This is a genomic window from Streptomyces sp. TRM68367 (assembly GCF_014495685.1).
Taxonomy (GTDB): domain Bacteria; phylum Actinomycetota; class Actinomycetes; order Streptomycetales; family Streptomycetaceae; genus Streptomyces.
Genome location: NZ_JACTVI010000005.1, coordinates 23,375 through 42,491, shown reverse-complemented (window position 1 = coordinate 42,491; position 19,117 = coordinate 23,375). Strand labels below are relative to the sequence as shown.

The window sequence follows — 19,117 nt, the reverse complement described above, 5'->3', positions numbered from 1 at the left end:
TCCGTGCGTACGCTCTGCTCCTCGACCCTGATCGGCGAGTTCTTCATCATCGGCTTCGCGGGGCTGGTGGCCATGAAGGACCCCGGCCTGTCCATGACCACGGTGTGGACGGTCTGCGGCATCGCGATGTTCCTGTGCCTGGCGCTGTGCGGCGTGGTCACCCTGCCCGGCGGGGTCGCCCTCGGCTGGGCCCTGCAGATCGCTCTGGTCGCCGCCGGCTTCTTCGTCCCGATGATGTTCTTCCTGGGCGCGGTGTTCGCGGCCCTGTGGTGGGCGTCGGTGCACTACGGCAGAAAAGTCGACGAGGCGAAGGCACGCTTCGCGGCGCAGACCGACCAGCCTGACGCCGCATGACGTCCTCGACCTGACGCAGCGTGACGCCATGAACCTGACGCTGCGTAACAAGTGCCGGGACACGCCCGGTAACCTTCGTTCTGCCGCAAACCTTTGATTCCAAGGAGCCGTCGTGACCCAGCGCACCCTCGTCCTCCTCAAGCCCGACGCCGTCCGTCGTGGCCTGACCGGCGAGATCATCAGCCGTATCGAGCGCAAGGCCGGCTGGCAGATCACCGCGCTGGAGCTGCGCACCCTGGACCAGGACACGCTGGAGCAGCACTACGGCGAGCACAAGGGCAAGCCCTTCTACGAGCCGCTGGTGGAGTTCATGGCCTCCGGCCCGGTCGTGGCGATGATCGTCGAGGGTGAGCGGGTCATCGAGGGGCTGCGCCGGCTCGCCGGCCCGACCGACCCGATCGCCGCGGCGCCCGGCTCCATCCGCGGCGACTACGGCGTGATCGTGCGCGAGAACCTCATCCACGCCTCCGACTCCGAGGAATCCGCCGAGCGCGAGGTGAAGATCTTCTTCCCGGGCCGCGCGTAACGCCGAGCCGTGCTTGACGCGGACCGGAAGCGGCGGATCCGGCGGCTTTGTCCCCGAGGCCCCGCACCGGCTCCGGCAGCCTTTTCCGCAATCTCCGGGCTGCTTTGCATATGCGCGGCGTTCGAGGGAACGAGTGACCCCGAACGCCCGTCTCCACAAGCGGGGCGGTGCATCATCTGCTGACAATGGCGAAGACCCTCCCGCAGTGTTCGCGAAGGCGCGTCTACCATGGAAGCCTTCACGTCACAGCGCCCACCTTTGCCGACCTGAAAAGCCCTCAAAAGCTCGTGGGAAGGCCAGACGAATCCTGATGGGGAACTCAATGTCGTTCATCGGCCGTGACATGGCTGTCGACCTCGGGACCGCCAACACGCTGGTGTACGTCAGGGGTCGCGGGATCGTACTCAACGAGCCGTCCGTCGTCGCGATCAACACCAACACCGGTGGCATCCTCGCGGTCGGCGCCGAAGCGAAGAAGATGATCGGGCGCACGCCCGGCAACATCGTTGCCGTACGTCCGCTGAAGGACGGCGTGATCGCCGACTTCGAGATCACCGAGCGGATGCTCCGCTACTTCATCCTGAAGATTCACAAGCGGCGGTATCTGGCTCGTCCGCGGGTCGTCGTCTGTGTGCCCTCGGGCATCACCGGCGTCGAGCGCCGCGCCGTCATCGAGGCGTCCTCCCAGGCCGGCGCCCGTCAGGTGCACATCATCGAGGAGCCCATGGCCGCGGCCATCGGCTCCGGCCTGCCGGTCCACGAGGCCACGGGCAACATGGTGGTCGACATCGGCGGCGGCACCACGGAGGTCGCGGTCATCTCCCTCGGCGGCATCGTCACCGCCCAGTCCATCCGCGTCGCCGGCGACGAACTGGACAACGCGATCATCCAGCACATCAAGAAGGAGTACTCCCTCCTGCTGGGTGAGCGGACGGCCGAGCAGATCAAGATCACGATCGGTTCGGCGTACGACCTCGACTCCGACGAGCACACCGAAATCCGCGGCCGGGATCTTGTCTCCGGGCTGCCGAAGACCGTCGTCGTCTCCGCGGCCGAAGTCCGCAAGGCCATCGAGGAGCCGGTCAACGCGATCGTCGACGCGGTCAAGACGACCCTCGACAAGTGCCCGCCGGAGCTGTCCGGCGACATCATGGACCGGGGAATCGTTCTGACCGGCGGCGGGGCGCTGTTGCGCGGCCTCGACGAGCGGCTGCGCCGCGAGACGGGCATGCCGATCCACATCGCCGAGGACCCGCTGGACAGCGTGGCGCTCGGTTCCGGCAAGTGTGTCGAGGAGTTCGAGGCGCTCCAGCAGGTGCTGGACGCCCAGCCGCGCAGATGACGTAACTCTTCGGTTCCGCCGTACGGGATGACTTCCTCTCGTACGGCGGATCGTTGATATGGAGACATAAGCTCTCCCACAACAACCCGCGCAACCGCCCGCACAACGAGCTTCCGCCCATCGGGGCCTCCACAAACGGACGAGCTCCGGCACAACACCTGAACACCCCGACACCTCATACACGTTCTCCACATACACGTTCTCGACGAGGAAGGCACGGCCGCCGCACGTGAGGGACACACGAGAGAGCCGGCTGCTCCTGGTGCTGCTGATCGCCATCGCGTTCGCAATGATCACGGTGGATATTCGCGGCGGGGAGGACTCACCGGTCGACGGTGCCCGGCAGGCTGCGGCGACGGTCTTCGGCCCGATCGAGAGCGGCGTGTCGAGCGCGGTCGACCCGATCGGCAACGCCGTTTCCGCCATCCGTGACTCCGGTGACCGACACGACCGGATCGCCGGGCTGGAGAAGGAGAACGCGGCTCTCAAAGCGAGACTCGGCAGCGACGACCGCAGCCGCAGCCGCCTCAAGCAGCTCGACAAGATGCTGAAGGTCGCCGGCGCGGGCCAGTACGGCATCAAGGGCGCCGAGGTCATCGCCATCGGGGCGGCGCAGGGCTTCTCCTGGACCATCACCGTCGACGTCGGCGCCAACGACGGCATCAAACGCGACATGACCGTGCTCAACGGCGACGGTCTGGTCGGCCGCGTCACCACCGTCGGACCCAACACGGCCACCGTCCTGCTCGCCAGCGATCCCGACTTCACCGTCGGCACCCGCATGGAGTCCAGCGACGAACTCGGCTTCGCCTCCGGTCAGGGCGACCGCCCGCTGCGCGTCGAACTCCTCAACGGCAAGGCGAAGGTGAAGAAGGGCGACCGCCTCGTCACCTTCGGTTCCCAGGCCGACCGGCCGTTCGTGCCCGGCGTGCCGGTCGGCGTCGTCTCCCGCGTCGATCCCTCCGGCGGCGACCTGACCCGCACGCTGTACGTCACTCCGTACGTCAGCTTCACCAAGCTCGACGTCGTCGGCGTCGTCGTCCAGGCCCCGAAGAAGGACCCACGCGACACGGTGCTCCCGCCCCGGCCCAAGCCGACCCCCACCCCGACGGTGACGGTGACCGTGACCCCGTCCGCCGCGGTGCCCGCCGACGGCCAGTCCGGCCAAGAGCAGCAGTAGGAGTTTCAGTCCCATGCGCGTGAACCGGATCCTGCTGTCCTCCACCCTGATCGTCGTCGCCCTCGTGCTCCAGGTGAGCATCCTCGCCCGGCTCCACCTGCCCGGCGCCGTCCCCGACCTGCTGCTGCTCACCGTCCTGGGCCTCGCCATGGTCTACGGCCATGTCGGCGGCGCCCTCGTCGGCTTCGGCGCCGGACTGCTCGCCGACCTCGCCCCGCCCGCCGACCACGCCGCCGGCCGCTACGCCCTCGTGCTGTGCGTCATCGGCTACCTCGCGGGCCTGGTGAAACCGGACCACGGCCGGCTGAAGTCGGCCACCGGACCGATGGCCGTGGTCGCCGCCGCCGCGATCGGCTCCACCCTGCTGTACGCCGGGGTCGGCGCCCTCGTCGGCGACACCGCCGCCCGCCATGTGGGCCTGGGCAGCCTGCTGTTCACGGCCGCCCTGTACGACCTGCTGCTCGCCCCCTTCGTCGTCCCCGGCATCATGGCGCTGGCCCGGCGCGCCGAGAACGACCCGCTCGCCGGGACCAACTCCGCCGCCGCCAAGGCGACCGACATCTCGACCGGCTGGCTCTCCGGCGGCACCGGTCTGAAGATCGGCGGGCAGCGGGGCGGCATGCGAATGAAGGCGGCACGGGCGCGGCTAGCGCGCGCCGGGCGCATCAAGGGGGTCAAACGGCTGTGACCGCACAGGAGTTCACCCGGACGGGTGAGCCGGAGCGGAACCCCGCCGCGCGGGCCCGTCGTTCCTCACTCGTACACCCGGATGTGCTGCTCGCACACCCGGACTCGTCACCCGCACGCGCCAACTCGTACGCACACTGAGAGGGGGAGGCCGCCGCAGTGACCGCCCGCCCGTCCCCCGCCACCACCCTTCCAACGAATGGGCTGCGCCCATGACCAACATTCCCGAGACCGGCCGGACGCCCCGCGTCCAGATCCGGCTCGTCGTCATCCAGATCCTCGTCCTCTCCCTCCTCGGCACCCTCGGCGGGCGCCTGTGGTACCTCCAGATCCGCGAGGGCGACGCCTACGCCAAGGAGGCCTCCGGCAACCACGTCCAGCAGGTCGTCCAGCCCGCCGTGCGCGGCTCGATCCTGGACGCGCGCGGAGTGCCCCTCGCCGACAACGAGACCCGGCTCGTGGTCTCCGCCTCCCGCACCGACCTGCTGAAGATGAAGGACGACGGCAAGGCCGTCCTCACCAAGCTCGCCGGGGTGCTGGGCATGACGCCCAAGGAGGTCATGGACAAGGTCCGGCTGTGCGACGCCAAGACGCCGCAGCCCTGCTGGAACGGCTCGCCGTACCAGCCGATCCCCGTCACCGACGAGGCCACTCCCAAGCAGGCCCTGCAGATCCGCGAGCGCGCCGAGGACTTCCCCGGCATCACCGCCGAGCCGGAGGCCGTGCGCCGCTACCCGAGCCCCGGCGAGGCCAACACCGCGCAGGTCCTCGGCTACCTCTCCCCGGTCACCGACGAGGAGATCCAGCAGGCCCAGAACACCGACTCGCCCTACCTGCGCTCCGACCAGGTCGGCCGCTCGGGGCTGGAGCGCCAGTACGACAAGGAGCTGCGCGGCAAGGCCGGCGTCACCCGCTACGAGGTCGACAACCTCGGCCGCGTCATCGGCAAGGCCGAGGCCGACCCCGCCCAGCCCGGCGACAACCTCGTCACCAGCGTCGACGCCCGCGTGCAGCGGGTCGCCGAATACGAGCTGCAGAAGGCGATGAAGGACGCCCGCAAGGAGTTCGACCGGAACACCGGCCGGAACTACAAGGCCGACTCCGGCGCGGTCGTGGTGATGGAGTCCAAGACGGGCCGGGTCGTCGCCATGGCGTCCAACCCGAACTACGACCCCAACGCCTGGGTCGGTGGCATCTCCGCCAAGGACTACAACCGGCTCACCGGCAAGACCTCCAACTACCCGCTGCTGAACCGGGCGATCCAGGGCCAGTCGGCCCCCGGCTCCATCTTCAAGGTCATCCCGACCGCCGCCGCGATCAACGCCGGCCACTCCTTCAACGGCCCCTACCAGTGCTCCAGCTCGTACTCGATCGGCGGCCAGGTCTTCAAGAACTTCGAGTCCAAGGGGTACGGCCCGATCAGCCTCGGCCGCGCCCTGGAGGTCTCCTGCGACACCGTCTTCTACCGGCTCTCCCACGAGGAGTGGAAGAAGGACGGCGGCAACAAGCCGAAGAAGCACCCCAACGACTGGTTCTACAAGACCGCCCACCAGTTCGGCCTCGGCAAGGAGACCGGCATCGACCTGCCCAACGAGGTCACCGGCCGCGTCCCCGACCGCCAGTGGAAGCAGGACTACTGGAAGGCCAACAAGGACGCCTGGTGCAAGACCGGTAAGAAGAACGGCGACTACGCCCAGCGCATCGCCTACGAGAACTGCCTCGAAGGCAACCGGATGCGCGCGGGTGACTCCGTCAACTACTCCATCGGCCAGGGCGACACCCTCGTCACGCCCATCCAGATGGCCACCATCTACTCGGCGATCTCCAACGGCGGCACGCTGTGGAACCCGAGCGTGGGCAAGGCGGTCGTCAGCGCCGACGGCAAGCACACGATGCCGATCAAGCCGAAGTCGCACGGGAAGTTGCCGATGACGCAGAAGACCCGCGACAAGATAGACGAAGCCCTCGCGGGAGTCGCCACCCGTGGTACGGCCGCCTGGCGCTTCGACGGCTGGCCGCAGGACAAGATCCCGATGCACGCCAAGACGGGTACCGCCGAGGTCTACGGCAAGCAGACGACCTCGTGGTTCGCGACGTACACCAAGGACTACACGGTCGTCATGACGATCTCCCAGGGTGGTACGGGCTCCGGCGCCTCGGGACCCGCCGTGCGCAACATCTACAACGCGCTGTACGGCGTCCAGAAGGACGGCGCGATCGACGCGAAGAAGGCGCTGCTGCCGACGCCGCAGAAGGATCTGCCGAAGGTCGAGGCGGACGGGACGATCGCCGTGCCGAAGGTGCCGGTGTATCCGCTGCCGGAGGAGCAGGCGAGCGAGCAGCCGCCGGTGGAGGCGGCCGGGCAGCAGCAGACGGCGGCGACGGTGCCGAGCCCGGAGGCGGGCAACCGTGACACGCGCCGCCGGCGCCGACGACGGCGGACCGGCCGGTGCCGGGGGTTGGTGTGATGACCGGTGTGAACAGCTTCCAGGTCTCCGGGTACGGGCCCGAACGGGCCGGGTGGACGCGGATCTTCGCGCGGGACTCCGTGGCGCGGCGGCTCGACTGGCCGCTGCTGCTGTCGGCGTCGGCGTTGTCGCTGATCGGCTCGCTCCTCGTCTTCTCGGCGACCCGCAACCGTACCGAGCTCAACCAGGGCGACCAGTACTCCTTCCTGGTCCGGCATCTGCTGAACACCGGCATCGGCCTGGCCCTGATGGTCGGCACGGTCTGGCTCGGCCACCGCACCCTGCGCACGGCCGTGCCGATCCTGTACGGCGTCTCGGTCTTCCTGATCCTGCTGGTGCTCACACCGCTCGGCTCCACCATCAACGGCGCCCACTCCTGGATCAAGCTTCCCGGCGGCTTCTCCCTGCAGCCCTCGGAGTTCGTGAAGGTCACGATCATCCTGGGCATGGCGATGCTGCTGGCGACGAGAGTGGACGCGGGGGACAGGCAGTACCCCGACCACCGCACGGTGGTGCAGGCGCTGGGGCTTGCCGCCGTGCCGATGCTGATCGTGATGCTGATGCCCGACCTCGGGTCGGTCATGGTGATGGTGATCATCGTGCTGGGCGTGCTGCTTGCGTCCGGTGCGTCCAATCGCTGGGTGTTCGGCCTGATCGGGGCGGGCACCGTCGGCGCGATCGCGGTCTGGCAGCTGGGTGTTCTGGACGACTACCAGATCGCCCGCTTCGCGGCCTTCGCGAACCCCAGCCTGGATCCGGCGGGCGTCGGCTACAACACCAACCAGGCACGCATCGCGATCGGTTCGGGAGGCCTGACCGGAGCCGGCCTGTTCCACGGCTCCCAGACAACGGGACAGTTCGTCCCCGAACAACAAACAGACTTCGTCTTCACGGTCGCGGGCGAGGAACTGGGCTTCGTCGGCGCCGGTTTCATCATCGTCCTGCTCGGCGTCGTCCTGTGGCGCGCCTGCCGCATCGCCCGCGAGACGAGCGACCTCTACGGCACGATCGTCGCCGCCGGAATCGTGGCCTGGCTCGCGTTCCAGACCTTCGAGAACATCGGCATGACCCTGGGCATCATGCCGGTCACCGGCCTCCCCCTGCCGTTCGTCTCCTACGGCGGCTCCTCCATGTTCGCGGTATGGATAGCGGTCGGCCTGCTCCAGTCGATCAGAGCCCAACGCCCCATGTCGGCGTAGCCGCTGCGCTGGGCTTGGGCCGGTGGGCGGGTCGGGGCCGCGCCGACACATCCCCTGCCCGCCGTCGGCGACTGCGGATGCGTGGGGTGCGCGCAGCCGTCGTCTTAAGCGGGCAGTCGTGCCTCCCCCAGTGCCTCAAGGGCCTGGGAGGCACCCCGCCAGCGCCGGCGAGCGCACCCTCCGGCGGCACCGGCCAACGGTCGCCCATCAGGAAACCTCAATGGCGCCGACGGTCACCCTGTGGCCTCGGATTGCGCACCCTCCGTGACCAATTGCCGCGTGTTCGGGTGGAATTCACCTTTCATATGCCCTGTCATATCGTCCCGGTCGCGATTAGATTCGGGCCATGGCGGACACGAAGCGCGAGATCGAGCGGAAGTACGAGTCCGAACTGAGCGGCCTGCCCGACCTGACCGGCGTCGCCGGTGTCGCGGCCGTCATCGACAAGGGAGTCGCACAACTCGATGCGACGTACTACGACACCGCTGATCAGCGCCTTGCCGCTGCCGCCATCACCCTGCGCCGCCGGACCGGCGGAACCGACGCCGGCTGGCATCTGAAGTTCCCGGTCGGCCCGGGCGTCCGGGACGAGATCCACGCCCCGCTCTCCGACACCCTGCCCCGCAGCCTCGCCGGCCTCATCCGCTCCCGCGTCCGGGACACCGAGCTCCTCCCGCTCGTCCGCCTCCGCTCCGACCGCGACGTACGCCACCTCGTCGACGCCGACGGCACCCTCCTCGCCGAGGCCAGCGTGGACGCCGTACGCGCCGAACGCCTCACCGGCGACGGCACCGGCACCCAGTGGACCGAGATCGAGATCGAACTCGCCGACGGCACGGACCCGGCGTTCCTCGACAAGGTCGACAAGCGGCTGCGCAAGGCCGGCGTCCGCCCCTCGGCCTCGGCATCGAAACTGGCCAGAGCGCTGGAGGAGACGGCCCCCAAGAAGGCCAGGAATAAGAAGGCCAAGGGGAAGCCCGCCCCGAAGCCCGCAGAGACCGGCCCCGCCACCGCCGGCGATCACGTCCTCGCCTACGTCCGCGCCCAGCGGGACGCGATCGTCTCGCTCGACCCCGCCGTACGGCGCGACGAGTACGACTCCGTGCACCGCATGCGCGTCGCCACCCGCCGATTGCGCAGCGCCTTCCGCTCGTACGGCAGGGTCCTCGAGCGGACCGTGACCGACCCGATCGGCGAGGAGCTGAAGTGGCTCGCGGGCGAGCTGGGCGTCGACCGCGACCAGGAGGTGCTCATAGACCGCCTCACCGCAGCCCTGGACGAACTGCCCCGCACCCTGGTCACCGGCCCCGTCCGCACCCGCCTGCGCACCTGGTCCCACGCCCGCCGCGGCGGCTCCCGGCGCCGACTGATCGCCGTACTGGACGGAAAAAGGTATCTGCAGCTGCTCGACACGCTGGACGCGCTGGTCGCCGACCCGCCGCTGTCGAAGGCCGCCGCGGGCAGGCCGGAGAAGGTGATCGGCGCGGCCGTGCGCAGGGAGTTCGCGCGGCTGGCCGGGCTGGTGGAGCAGGCCCTCACCCTGCCGCCCGGCCAGGACCGCGACTTCGCGCTGCACGAGGCGCGGAAGAAGGCCAAGCGGACCCGGTACGCGGCCGAGGCGGCCGTAAAGGTGCTCGGGGAACCGGCGGCCGGGCTGATGCGGTCGATGAAGTCGCTGCAGGGGCTTCTCGGGGACCACCAGGACAGCGTGATGACCCGCGAGGCCCTTCGGGACCTGGCACGGCAGGCGCACGCGGCGAGGGAGAGCTCCTTCACGTACGGGGTGCTGTACGGCCGGGAGGAGCGGCGCGCGGCCGACGACGAGGCGCGGCTGCCGGGGAACTGGGCCGGGATCAAGGAGGGTCCGCTGGTCTAGGGCGGGGCCGCTGGTGGCGGGGCTGCTGGTTCGGGCGTGCGGGGGATGTCCGTGGCCGCGTTAGGCTAGATGGTCACCCCCGTCAGCACACGAAGGTCCGTGAGATGCCTGCCGAAGCCGCCGAGTCTGCTGTTTCTGTGTTTCCGCAGCTCGAAGCTCTGCTCCCGCATGTGCAGAAGCCGATCCAGTACGTCGGCGGAGAGCTCAACTCCACGGTCAAGGACTGGAACTCCTGCGACGTCCGCTGGTCACTGATGTATCCCGACGCGTACGAGGTCGGGCTGCCCAACCAGGGCGTCATGATCCTCTACGAGGTGCTGAACGAGCAGGAGGGCGTCCTCGCCGAGCGCACCTACAGCGTGTGGCCGGACCTGGAGGCGCTGATGCGGGAGCACGGCGTCCCGCAGTTCACGGTGGACAGCCACCGCCCGGTCAAGGCGTTCGACGTGCTCGGCCTGTCCTTCTCCACGGAGCTCGGCTACACGAACATGCTCGCGGCGCTGGACCTCGCGGGCATCCCGCTGGAGTCCAAGGACCGGACCGTGGACCACCCGATCGTCCTGGCCGGCGGCCACGCCGCGTTCAACCCCGAGCCGATCGCCGACTTCATCGACTGCGCAGTGATCGGCGACGGCGAACAGGCGGTCCTGGAGATCACGGGGATCATCCGCGCCTGGAAGGCGGAGGACCGCCCGGGCGGCCGCGAGGAGCTGCTGTTCCGGCTCGCGAAGACGGGCGGCGTGTACGTCCCCGGCTTCTACGACGTCGAGTACCTGCCGGACGGCCGGATCGCCCGCGTCGTACCGAACCGGAGCGGCGTCCCGTGGCGGGTGTCCAAGCACACCGTCATGGACCTCGACGAGTGGCCGTACCCGAAGCAGCCGCTGGTGCCGCTCGCGGAGACGGTCCACGAGCGCATGTCGGTCGAGATCTTCCGCGGCTGCACGCGCGGCTGCCGCTTCTGCCAGGCGGGCATGATCACGCGCCCGGTCCGCGAGCGCTCGATCACCGGCATCGGCGACATGGTCGACAAGGGCCTGAAGGCGACGGGCTTCGAGGAGGTGGGCCTGCTGTCCCTCTCCTCGGCGGACCACTCGGAGATCGGCGACATCGCCAAGGGCCTGGCGGACCGCTACGAGGACGACAAGATCGGCCTCTCGCTCCCCTCCACCCGCGTCGACGCCTTCAACATCGACCTGGCGAACGAGCTGACGAGGAACGGCCGCAGGTCGGGCCTCACGTTCGCCCCCGAGGGCGGTAGCGAGCGCATCCGCAAGGTCATCAACAAGATGGTCTCGGAGGACGACCTGATCCGCACGGTCGCGACAGCGTACGGCAACGGCTGGCGCCAGGTGAAGCTGTACTTCATGTGCGGCCTGCCCACGGAGACCGACGAGGACGTCCTCCAGATCGCCGACATGGCGACGAAGGTGATCGCGAAGGGCCGCGAGGTCTCCCGCTCGAACGACATCCGCTGCACGGTCTCGATCGGCGGCTTCGTCCCCAAGCCGCACACCCCCTTCCAGTGGGCCCCGCAGCTGTCGGCCGAGGAGACGGACGCCCGCCTGGCCAAGCTCCGCGACAAGATCCGCGGCGACAAGAAGTACGGCCGCTCCATCGGCTTCCGCTACCACGACGGCAAGCCCGGCATCGTCGAGGGCCTCCTCTCCCGCGGCGACCGCCGCATCGGCGCCGTCATCCGCGCCGTCTACGACGACGGCGGCCGCTTCGACGGCTGGCGCGAGCACTTCTCCTACGACCGCTGGATGCAGTGCGCCGACAAGGCCCTCGCCCCCTACGGCGTCGACGTCGACTGGTACACCACCCGCGAGCGCACCTACGAGGAGGTCCTCCCCTGGGACCACCTGGACTCGGGCCTGGACAAGGACTGGCTCTGGGAGGACTGGCAGGACGCCCTCGACGAAACAGAGGTCGAGGACTGCCGCTGGACCCCGTGCTTCGATTGCGGGGTGTGCCCGCAGATGGATACGGCCATACAAATCGGTCCGACCGGGAAGAAGTTGCTGCCGCTGACGGTCAAGAAGCCTGCGGCCGGCTGACGCGGGCGAGGAGCAGGAACAGGGTGGCTGCGAAAGAGGCCGAGGCACCAGCTGATCGGCGGCGATTTGGAGGGGTACGGCTTCCGACGGCATGGGGATATCCCCCGGCATTGCGCTCGTTGAACGCCTCTCTCCTGGCGGTCCACTTCTAACGTCGTCCGGGCGGGGACCCCTCCCGGTATTGGTCGGGTGGCTGGATCCGGACGGGGTTCGGGAGCGTCTACGGCTGTATGGACATGGAGAAGGCCGGGGGCGGCGCGCCGGCGGGGGAGGCCGAGGGGTGTCTCGCGGTGGCCGTCCGGGTGCCGGTGCGGATCGTCGTGCTGGTGCTGGTCGTGCCGGTGCGGGTGGTGTGGGACGCGCTTGTGGTGGGTGGGCGGTTTCTGAACGATGCTGTGTTCCGGCCGGTGGGGCGGGCGTTGGCGTGGGTGCTCGGGTGGGCGGGGCGGGTCGTGTTCGTCTGGCCGGTCGTGGGGCTTTGGCGTTATGTGATGGTGCCGGTCACCAAGAGGGTGGGGTGGCTGGGGAATGTGCTGGTCGTGGTGCCGGTGGTGTGGTTCTACCGGAGTGTGCTGACGCCTGTTGGGCAGGGGCTCGCGTGGGTGGCGCGGCGCGTGGCAGCCGGGGTGGCGTGGGTCGCGCGGGGTGTGGGGGCCGGGCTCGGGTGGGTGTACGCGCGTGTGCTGACGCCCCTCGGGCGTGCGGGGATGTGGGTGCTCAAGGGGGTCGGGGCCGTGCTCGCGGCGGTCGGGGCCGGGGTGTACACGGCCGTGGCGTGGCTGGTGCGGTTTCTGGTCGTCGTACCGGCGGTGTGGGTGTACGAGTGGGTTCTCGCGCCCGTCGGGCGGGCCGTCGCCTGGTGTGTGAGCGGGCTTGTGTGGCTCGTGCGCATGGGCGTGACCGGGATCGGGGTCGGCCTGTACTGGATCGTGCGGGTGCTGGTCGTGCTGCCCGCGCTCGGCCTGTGGCGGTGGGGCCTCGCTCCCCTCGGGCTTGTCCTCGCCGTCGTCGGGCGGGAGGTCGGGGACGCGCTCGGGCACGCCTGGCGGATCGCCGGGCACATCTCGCTCGCCGCCGGGCGGTTCTTCGCGACCCTCTTCCGGTGGATCTTCGTGGAACCGGTGCGGTGGGTGTACCGGAATGTGCTGACGCCGGTCGGGCACGTGGTGCGCGACACGGTGCTGCGGCCCGCCGCCGAGGCCGCGCGGGCCGTGGGACGGGCCACCCGGCAGGCGCTGGCCTCCGCCGGGGACTCCGTCCGGGATTCCGTACGGCAGGCCCGCGCCGATCTGCGCCGGATGCTGTTCGGTGAGCCGAAGAAGGTGCAGGTCGTGGCCGGACGGGAACTTCCGTTGGAGAAGACGCGTACCCTAGAGCAAAGGACCGGGCACGAGATGTCCCCGCCGATGCGGGAGTGAGCCGACGGACCGCACGACGTCGATCGGGCGGCAGCCGGTACGGCTTCCGCGCAGGTGGGGTGGCGCCCGGACCGACCGCCGTACACAAGGAGAAGTTCCCCTGGGCAAGCGACAGCCCGAAGGCCCGCCGCCCGCACCGGCGGTGCAGCGCATCCGACTGCGCTACACCAAGCGCGGCCGCCTCCGGTTCACCAGTCACCGTGACTTCCAGCGCGCCTTCGAGCGTGCGCTGCGCCGTGCCGAGGTGCCGATGGCGTACTCGGCGGGGTTCACACCGCACCCGAAGGTGTCGTACGCCAATGCCGCACCCACCGGCACGGGCAGTGAGGCGGAGTACCTGGAGATCGCGCTCACCGAACCCCGCGACCCGGAGCAGCTGCGTGTGCTGCTCGACGAGTCGCTGCCCGCCGGGCTCGACATCGTCGACGCGGTGGAAGCCCGGACCTCCGGGCTCGCCGACCGGCTGACGGCCTCCGTGTGGGAGCTGCGGCTGGACGGTGTGAACCCGGCCGACGCCGGGCGCGCGGTCGCGGCCTTCACCGCGGCCGGCACCGTCGATGTGCAGCGCAAGACCAAGAACGGCGTCCGTACCTTCGACGCCCGGTCCGCCGTCGTGAGCCTGGAGAGCCTCGACGGAACAGAAACGCACAGTTCGCAGGCTGATAGGCCGACCGACCAGCCCTGTGCGATACTGCGGCTGGTTGTTCGGCACGTGACGCCTGCCGTACGACCCGACGACGTCCTGTCCGGTCTCCGCGCCGTGGCCGACCTGGCGCCGCCGGTCCCCGCAGCGGTGACCAGGCTGGCGCAGGGGCTGTTCGATGAAGAGACCGGCACGGTGACCGACCCGCTCGCGCCCGACCGCGAGGCGGCCAAGGCCCTCACGACGGCCGCCCCGGCCGCCGCCGCGACGGCGCCGGCGTAAGGAAGGTTCCGCGTAGGGACGTACGTCGAAGCGCCGCCCTCGAACTCGGGAGCCACCTGGGTCGGGCAGCGCACCGACCAGAAGACTTTCGCCAGGCCGTACGCATTCGGCGTACGGAACCGGCGAGACAGGACACAGAGAGCTCCCGTGCGGCGCCCGCGCCCCGGACGGCGGACACCGCGCATCGCGCGAGCCGCGGACGTCACCGGCACAGCCGGACCAGGTGCGGCGCCCGGGAGCCTGACGGGAGAAACCCCCGCATGCTCGAACCGACCGAACCCACTCAGGGTTCCGAACCGAACACCCCCAGCGACACCCTGCCGCCGCGCCGGCGGCGCCGCGCCGCGTCCCGCCCCGCGGGGCCGCCGGCCACCACCGCCTCCGACGCCCCGGCCGAGAGCGTCACGCCGGCCATACCGGCCGCCGAGTCCACCGACCTCGCGGAAGCCGTGCAGGCCGAGGAGTCGGCGGTGGCTGTGGCGGACGCCGGGACCGATGAGACCACCGGGGCCCCTGAGGTCGTAGTGACCGAGGCTACCGAGAAAGAAACGGAAGAAACGGAAGAAACTGCGGAGGCCGGAGAGGTCGAAGAAACCGCAGAGGCCGAAGAGAAGCAGGCGGTGGAGGCTGTGGAGCCCGCCTCCGTTTCCGCCGTTTCCGCCGTTGCCGAGGAGGCCGCGCCCGCCCGTCGTACGCGCCGGCGCGCCGTTCGCCGCGCGTCCGCGCCCGCCGGGTCTGCGGCCCCGGCAGAGGCGGCCGAGACCGTCGTCCCGGCTACGACCGCCGCCGCTCCGGCTGCCGCCGAGGTGAGCGGGGCGGGGAGCGGTGCCGCGGAGACCGGCGAGGGCGCTGCGTCTGCCGCGTCCGGTGAGGGCGCAGAGGCCGCCGAAAGTACCCAGGCCGCCGAGAGCGCCGAGGTGCCCGCTGCTCCGCGCCGTGCCCGGCGTCGTGCCGTGCGGCGCGTGTCGTCGCCCGCCGCGGCTCCGGCGTCCGCCGAGGTCGGCTCGGCCGCTGAGACTGCCGTATCGACGCCGGCCGAGGGCGCTACGGCTGCCGAGACGCCCGGCGCTGCCGAGCCGACCGAGAGCGGCGCAGCGGCTGCCGGTGCCGAGCGCGCGGAGGCCGTCGAAGAGGCGGCTGCTCCGCGGCGCACCCGGCGTCGTGCCACACGACGCGTGTCCGCGCCCGAGGAGGCGTCCGTGGCTGCCGGTGATGCCGGTGAGTCCGTCCAGATCGCCCCGGCCGCCGACGAGAGCGAGAGCGAGTGCGCCGAGGCCCCCGCTGCTCCGCGGCGCACCCGGCGTCGTGCCACGCGTCGCGAGTCTGCGCCCGTGGGGGCGCCTGCGGCTGCCGGTGATGCCGGTGAGTCCGTCCAGGTCGGCCCGGCCGCCGAGGCCGCCGACGAGACCGAGGGTGCCGTGGCCAAGGCTCCCGCCGAGGAGACCGAGGCCCCCGTGAGCCAGAACCCCGCGGTCGAAGCCGCCGCCCAGACCGCTGCCGAATCCGCCGCCGAGACCGCGCAGCCTGCCCCCGCGCAGGTTCCCGCCGCTCAGGCGTCCGCCGAGGACTCCGGGCAGGCGCCCGCAGGCAAGGCCGCCGCCGAGTCCGCGTCGGCCGGTGTCGAGGAAGCTGCGCCGCGTCGTGGCCGGCGTCGGGTGGTCCGTAAGGCCGCCACCGGGTTTGCCGCGCCCGCGCGGGACGCTGCGCCGGCGGCCGGTGAGGCCGAGGTGCCGGTGCGGCCGGTGCGGCCCGCCGTGGCCGTGTTCCAGCCGCCCGTGTTCACCGAGCCGAAGTTCCAGACGCCGGAGCGGGCCGCCGCCGAGGCAGCTTCCGGGACCGCCGACACCGAGGCCGAGGAGATCGAGGAGCTCCCGGCGGAGCAGCCCACCCATTCCACCGGGTCCACCGAGCCCGCCGAGCCCACCGGGTCGCGGCGGCGCCGTCGGCGTCGCGGGGGCGGTCACGGCGAGGAGCCCGAGACCCCGGCCGCCGCCGAGACCGTCGTCGAGGACGAGACGGAGGAGGCCGAGGAGCAGGCCGAGGGCGAGACCGCAGAGGACGAGGCCGAGGGCGCCGGGTCGCGGCGCCGTCGGCGCCGGGGCGGCCGTAGGCGTCGTCGTGGCGAGGCCGCCGAGGGCGAGGCCGGGGAGCCCGGGGACGCCGAGGCCGAGCAGGTCGCCCCAGCGCAGGACGCCGAGGACACCGCCGAGCAGGTCGAGGAGGACGCCGACGAGGGCGAGGACCGCGAGGAGGCCGCGGGCGCCGGGAACGGCTCCAGCAGCAGCCGTCGCCGCCGTCGCCGGCGTCGCCGCGCCGGTGACACGGCCCCCGAGACCGAGCCCACCCCCGACGACCCCGAGCGCACCGTCGTCAAGGTCCGCGAGCCCCGCCCGAAGGCGGAGCCGTCCGACGAGGTGCAGTCGATCAAGGGGTCGACCCGCCTGGAGGCGAAGAAGCAGCGCCGCAGGGAAGGCCGTGAGCAGGGCCGTCGGCGCGTGCCGATCATCACCGAGGCCGAGTTCCTCGCCCGGCGCGAGGCCGTCGAGCGCGTGATGGTCGTCCGGCAGAACGGCGACCGTACGCAGATCGGCGTCCTGGAGGACGGCGTGCTCGTCGAGCACTACGTCAACAAGGAGCAGGCGGTCTCGTACGTCGGCAACGTCTACCTCGGCAAGGTGCAGAACGTGCTGCCGTCGATGGAGGCCGCCTTCATCGACATCGGCAAGGGCAGGAATGCCGTCCTGTACGCCGGTGAGGTCAACTTCGAGGCGCTGGGCATGGCCAACGGCCCGCGCCGTATCGAGTCCGCCCTGAAGTCGGGCCAGTCGGTCCTCGTCCAGGTCACCAAGGACCCGATCGGGCACAAGGGCGCGCGGCTCACCAGCCAGGTCTCCCTGCCCGGCCGCTACCTCGTGTACGTCCCCGAGGGCTCGATGACCGGTATCAGCCGCAAGCTGCCCGACACCGAGCGGGCCCGGCTGAAGACCATCCTCAAGAAGATCGTCCCCGAGGACGCGGGTGTCATCGTCCGTACCGCCGCGGAGGGCGCGACCGAGGACGAGCTGCGCCGGGACGTCGAGCGGCTGCAGGGGCAGTGGGAGGACATCCGGAAGAAGTCCAAGAACGGCGGCAGCTCGAACGCCCCGTCGCTGCTGTACGGCGAGCCGGACATGACCGTCCGGGTCGTGCGGGACATCTTCAACGAGGACTTCTCCAAGGTCATCGTGAGCGGTGGCGACGCGTGGGAGACCATCCACGGGTACGTCGCCCACGTCGCCCCCGATCTCGCCGACCGGCTGCAGAAGTGGACGAGCGAGGTCGACGTCTTCGCGACGTACCGGATCGACGAGCAGCTCGCCAAGGCGCTGGACCGCAAGGTCTGGCTGCCCAGCGGCGGTTCGCTGGTGATCGACCGGACCGAGGCGATGGTCGTCATCGACGTCAACACCGGCAAGTTCACCGGCCAGGGCGGCAACCTCGAGGAGACGGTCACCAGGAACAACCTGGAGGCGGCCGAGGAGATCGTGCGCCAGCTGCGGCTGCGCGACCTCGGCGGCATCATCGTGATCGACTTCATCGACATGGTGCTGGAGTCCAACCGGGACCTGGTGCTGCGGCGGCTGCTGGAGTGCCTGGGCCGGGACCGTACGAAGCACCAGGTCGCCGAGGTGACCTCGCTGGGGCTCGTGCAGATGACCCGCAAGCGGGTCGGGCAGGGGCTGCTGGAGTCGTTCTCCGAGACCTGCGTCCACTGCAACGGGCGCGGTGTCATCGTCCACCTGGACCAGGCGGCGTCCACCGGGGGCGGCGGCAAGCGCCGTAAGCGGGCGCGGGCCGGTGCCGCCGAGCAGCCGCACGAGCACGAGGCGGTCGCCGCCGTACCGACCGCCGAGCAGGAGGCGGAGACCGAGGCCGAGGTCGCCGCCGAGGCCGCGGCGCCCGCGGCGCCCGCGGCGCTGCCCGAGCCGGCCTTCGCGCCCGACGAGGAGCTGTACAGCAGCGCCGCCGAGGCGGAGGCCGCGGCCACGCGCGGACGTGGCCGGCGCCGGGTGAGCCGTCGGGTGTCGGCTCCGGCCGGTGCGCCGAACGCGGAGGCCGCGCCCAAGGCCGAGGCCGCCCCGAAGACGAAGGCCGCGAAGAAGGCCGACGTCGTCGAGGCACCCGAGGTGCCGACCGCTCAGGACGTGACCGCCGCGGAGGAGGCCAGGCGTCCGGTGCAGCCGGAGCCGGCCGCCGCGGCGCACGCCGAGCCGGTGGCCGTCGAGGACCCGGTCGTCGAGGCCCCCGCCCCTGAGGAGGCCGCGCCCAAGCGGACGCGCCGCCGGGCCACCCGTAAGGTGACCGCGCCGGCCGGTTCGCCCGCCGGGGCGGAGGCGGCCGTGGTGACGGTTCCCGAGACGGCCTCGACGACGGCGGCACCGGCTGCCGAGCCGCTGCAGGCCGAGGAGGCGGCGGCGCCGGCCGAGGCCACTGCGGCCGCGGAGGCGCCCGCCGAGAGCGCGGCCCCGGCCCGCCCGCGGCGCCGTGCCGTACGCAAGCCCACCGCGTCCACCGCTTCCGAGGAGGCGGCCGTCGTGGTCGTCCCGGCGGCCCCGACCGGCGAGGCGGAGGCGACCACCGATGTCGCCGAAGTCACCGGGACCGCCGAAGCCGCGGCGGCCGAGGAGGCCGCTCCGGCCAAGAAGACGGCCCGTAAGACGGCCAAGAAGGCCACGGCGAAGAAGGCCGCCACCAAGAAGACCGCCGCGAAGAAGACGGCTGCCAAGAAGACGGCTGCCAAGAAGACGGCCGCGAAGAAGACCACGACCAAGAAGGCGGCGAAGAAGTCGACTTCGAAGAAGACCGCGGCCGCTGAGCAGACGGTGTCCTCCGTCTCGGCTTCCACCGACGAGGACTGACGCCTCTTCAGGTCTTCGGACGAAGAACATGACCCGCCCCCGGTGCTACCGGGGGCGGGTCTGTCCTTTCCCTGATGTGACATCGGCCACCGAGGGCCGTCACACTGGAGTCGATTCAGTGAACGAGGCGTGAATCAGTGTCTGATGAGGGGGTTATGATTGAGCCGAGATTGACTCTAAATTC

General features: G+C 70.9%; 12 protein-coding genes. All 12 read left to right on the top strand.

The window, feature by feature from the left end; genetic code table 11:
• Positions 1-3: 3 nt before the first annotated feature.
• The 12 genes from H8R17_RS05435 (at position 4) to H8R17_RS05380 (ending at position 18,933) form a co-directional block, all read left to right on the top strand.
• Complete coding sequence (locus tag H8R17_RS05435) at positions 4-354, top strand: DUF4233 domain-containing protein (protein WP_187821980.1); 351 nt, start codon at positions 4-6, stop codon at positions 352-354.
• A 112-nt stretch (positions 355-466) separates the two neighbouring features.
• Entirely contained in the window at positions 467-880 is a 414-nt protein-coding gene (gene ndk / locus H8R17_RS05430) for a nucleoside-diphosphate kinase (protein ID WP_187821979.1), read from the top strand.
• Between the two features lie 322 nt (positions 881-1,202).
• The gene (locus tag H8R17_RS05425) at positions 1,203-2,222 is read left to right on the top strand and encodes a rod shape-determining protein (protein ID WP_187821978.1); all 1,020 of its coding nucleotides are present in this window, start codon (positions 1,203-1,205) and stop codon (positions 2,220-2,222) included.
• A 229-nt stretch (positions 2,223-2,451) separates the two neighbouring features.
• Positions 2,452-3,402 carry a rod shape-determining protein MreC gene (gene mreC / locus H8R17_RS05420; protein WP_187821977.1) on the top strand — a complete coding sequence of 317 codons (951 nt, stop codon included), beginning with the start codon at positions 2,452-2,454 and terminating at the stop codon, positions 3,400-3,402.
• A 13-nt stretch (positions 3,403-3,415) separates the two neighbouring features.
• Positions 3,416-4,090 carry a rod shape-determining protein MreD gene (gene mreD / locus H8R17_RS05415; protein ID WP_187821976.1) on the top strand — a complete coding sequence of 225 codons (675 nt, stop codon included), beginning with the start codon at positions 3,416-3,418 and terminating at the stop codon, positions 4,088-4,090.
• 211 nt (positions 4,091-4,301) lie between these two features.
• Positions 4,302-6,557 carry a penicillin-binding protein 2 gene (gene mrdA / locus H8R17_RS05410; RefSeq protein ID WP_187821975.1) on the top strand — a complete coding sequence of 752 codons (2,256 nt, stop codon included), beginning with the start codon at positions 4,302-4,304 and terminating at the stop codon, positions 6,555-6,557.
• Complete coding sequence (gene rodA / locus H8R17_RS05405) at positions 6,557-7,756, top strand: rod shape-determining protein RodA (RefSeq protein ID WP_187821974.1); 1,200 nt, start codon at positions 6,557-6,559, stop codon at positions 7,754-7,756. Before mrdA ends, rodA begins: the two co-directional genes overlap by 1 nt.
• A 346-nt stretch (positions 7,757-8,102) precedes the next feature.
• The gene (locus tag H8R17_RS05400; protein ID WP_187821973.1) at positions 8,103-9,632 is read left to right on the top strand and encodes a CYTH and CHAD domain-containing protein; all 1,530 of its coding nucleotides are present in this window, start codon (positions 8,103-8,105) and stop codon (positions 9,630-9,632) included.
• Between the two features lie 104 nt (positions 9,633-9,736).
• Positions 9,737-11,692, top strand: a complete 1,956-nt coding sequence (locus tag H8R17_RS05395; protein WP_187821972.1) for a TIGR03960 family B12-binding radical SAM protein — start codon at positions 9,737-9,739, stop codon at positions 11,690-11,692.
• 230 nt (positions 11,693-11,922) lie between these two features.
• The gene (locus tag H8R17_RS05390; RefSeq protein WP_187821971.1) at positions 11,923-13,110 is read left to right on the top strand and encodes a hypothetical protein; all 1,188 of its coding nucleotides are present in this window, start codon (positions 11,923-11,925) and stop codon (positions 13,108-13,110) included.
• Between the two features lie 142 nt (positions 13,111-13,252).
• On the top strand, positions 13,253-14,035 hold the full coding sequence (locus H8R17_RS05385) for a TIGR03936 family radical SAM-associated protein (RefSeq protein WP_187821970.1): 783 nt from the start codon (positions 13,253-13,255) through the stop codon (positions 14,033-14,035).
• A 260-nt stretch (positions 14,036-14,295) separates the two neighbouring features.
• Entirely contained in the window at positions 14,296-18,933 is a 4,638-nt protein-coding gene (locus tag H8R17_RS05380; RefSeq protein WP_187821969.1) for an Rne/Rng family ribonuclease, read from the top strand.
• Positions 18,934-19,117: the final 184 nt, after the last annotated feature.

Excerpts from the sequence above, each read along its gene's own strand:
- H8R17_RS05425 (WP_187821978.1), top strand. The coding sequence starts at position 1,203 with ATGTCGTTCATCGGCCGTGACATGGCTGTCGACCTCGGGACCGCCAAC.
- mreD (WP_187821976.1), top strand. The coding sequence starts at position 3,416 with ATGCGCGTGAACCGGATCCTGCTGTCCTCCACCCTGATCGTCGTCGCC.
- mrdA (WP_187821975.1), top strand. The coding sequence starts at position 4,302 with ATGACCAACATTCCCGAGACCGGCCGGACGCCCCGCGTCCAGATCCGG.
- rodA (WP_187821974.1), top strand. The coding sequence starts at position 6,557 with ATGACCGGTGTGAACAGCTTCCAGGTCTCCGGGTACGGGCCCGAACGG.
- H8R17_RS05400 (WP_187821973.1), top strand. The coding sequence starts at position 8,103 with ATGGCGGACACGAAGCGCGAGATCGAGCGGAAGTACGAGTCCGAACTG.
- H8R17_RS05395 (WP_187821972.1), top strand. The coding sequence starts at position 9,737 with ATGCCTGCCGAAGCCGCCGAGTCTGCTGTTTCTGTGTTTCCGCAGCTC.
- H8R17_RS05390 (WP_187821971.1), top strand. The coding sequence starts at position 11,923 with ATGGACATGGAGAAGGCCGGGGGCGGCGCGCCGGCGGGGGAGGCCGAG.
- H8R17_RS05380 (WP_187821969.1), top strand. The coding sequence starts at position 14,296 with ATGCTCGAACCGACCGAACCCACTCAGGGTTCCGAACCGAACACCCCC.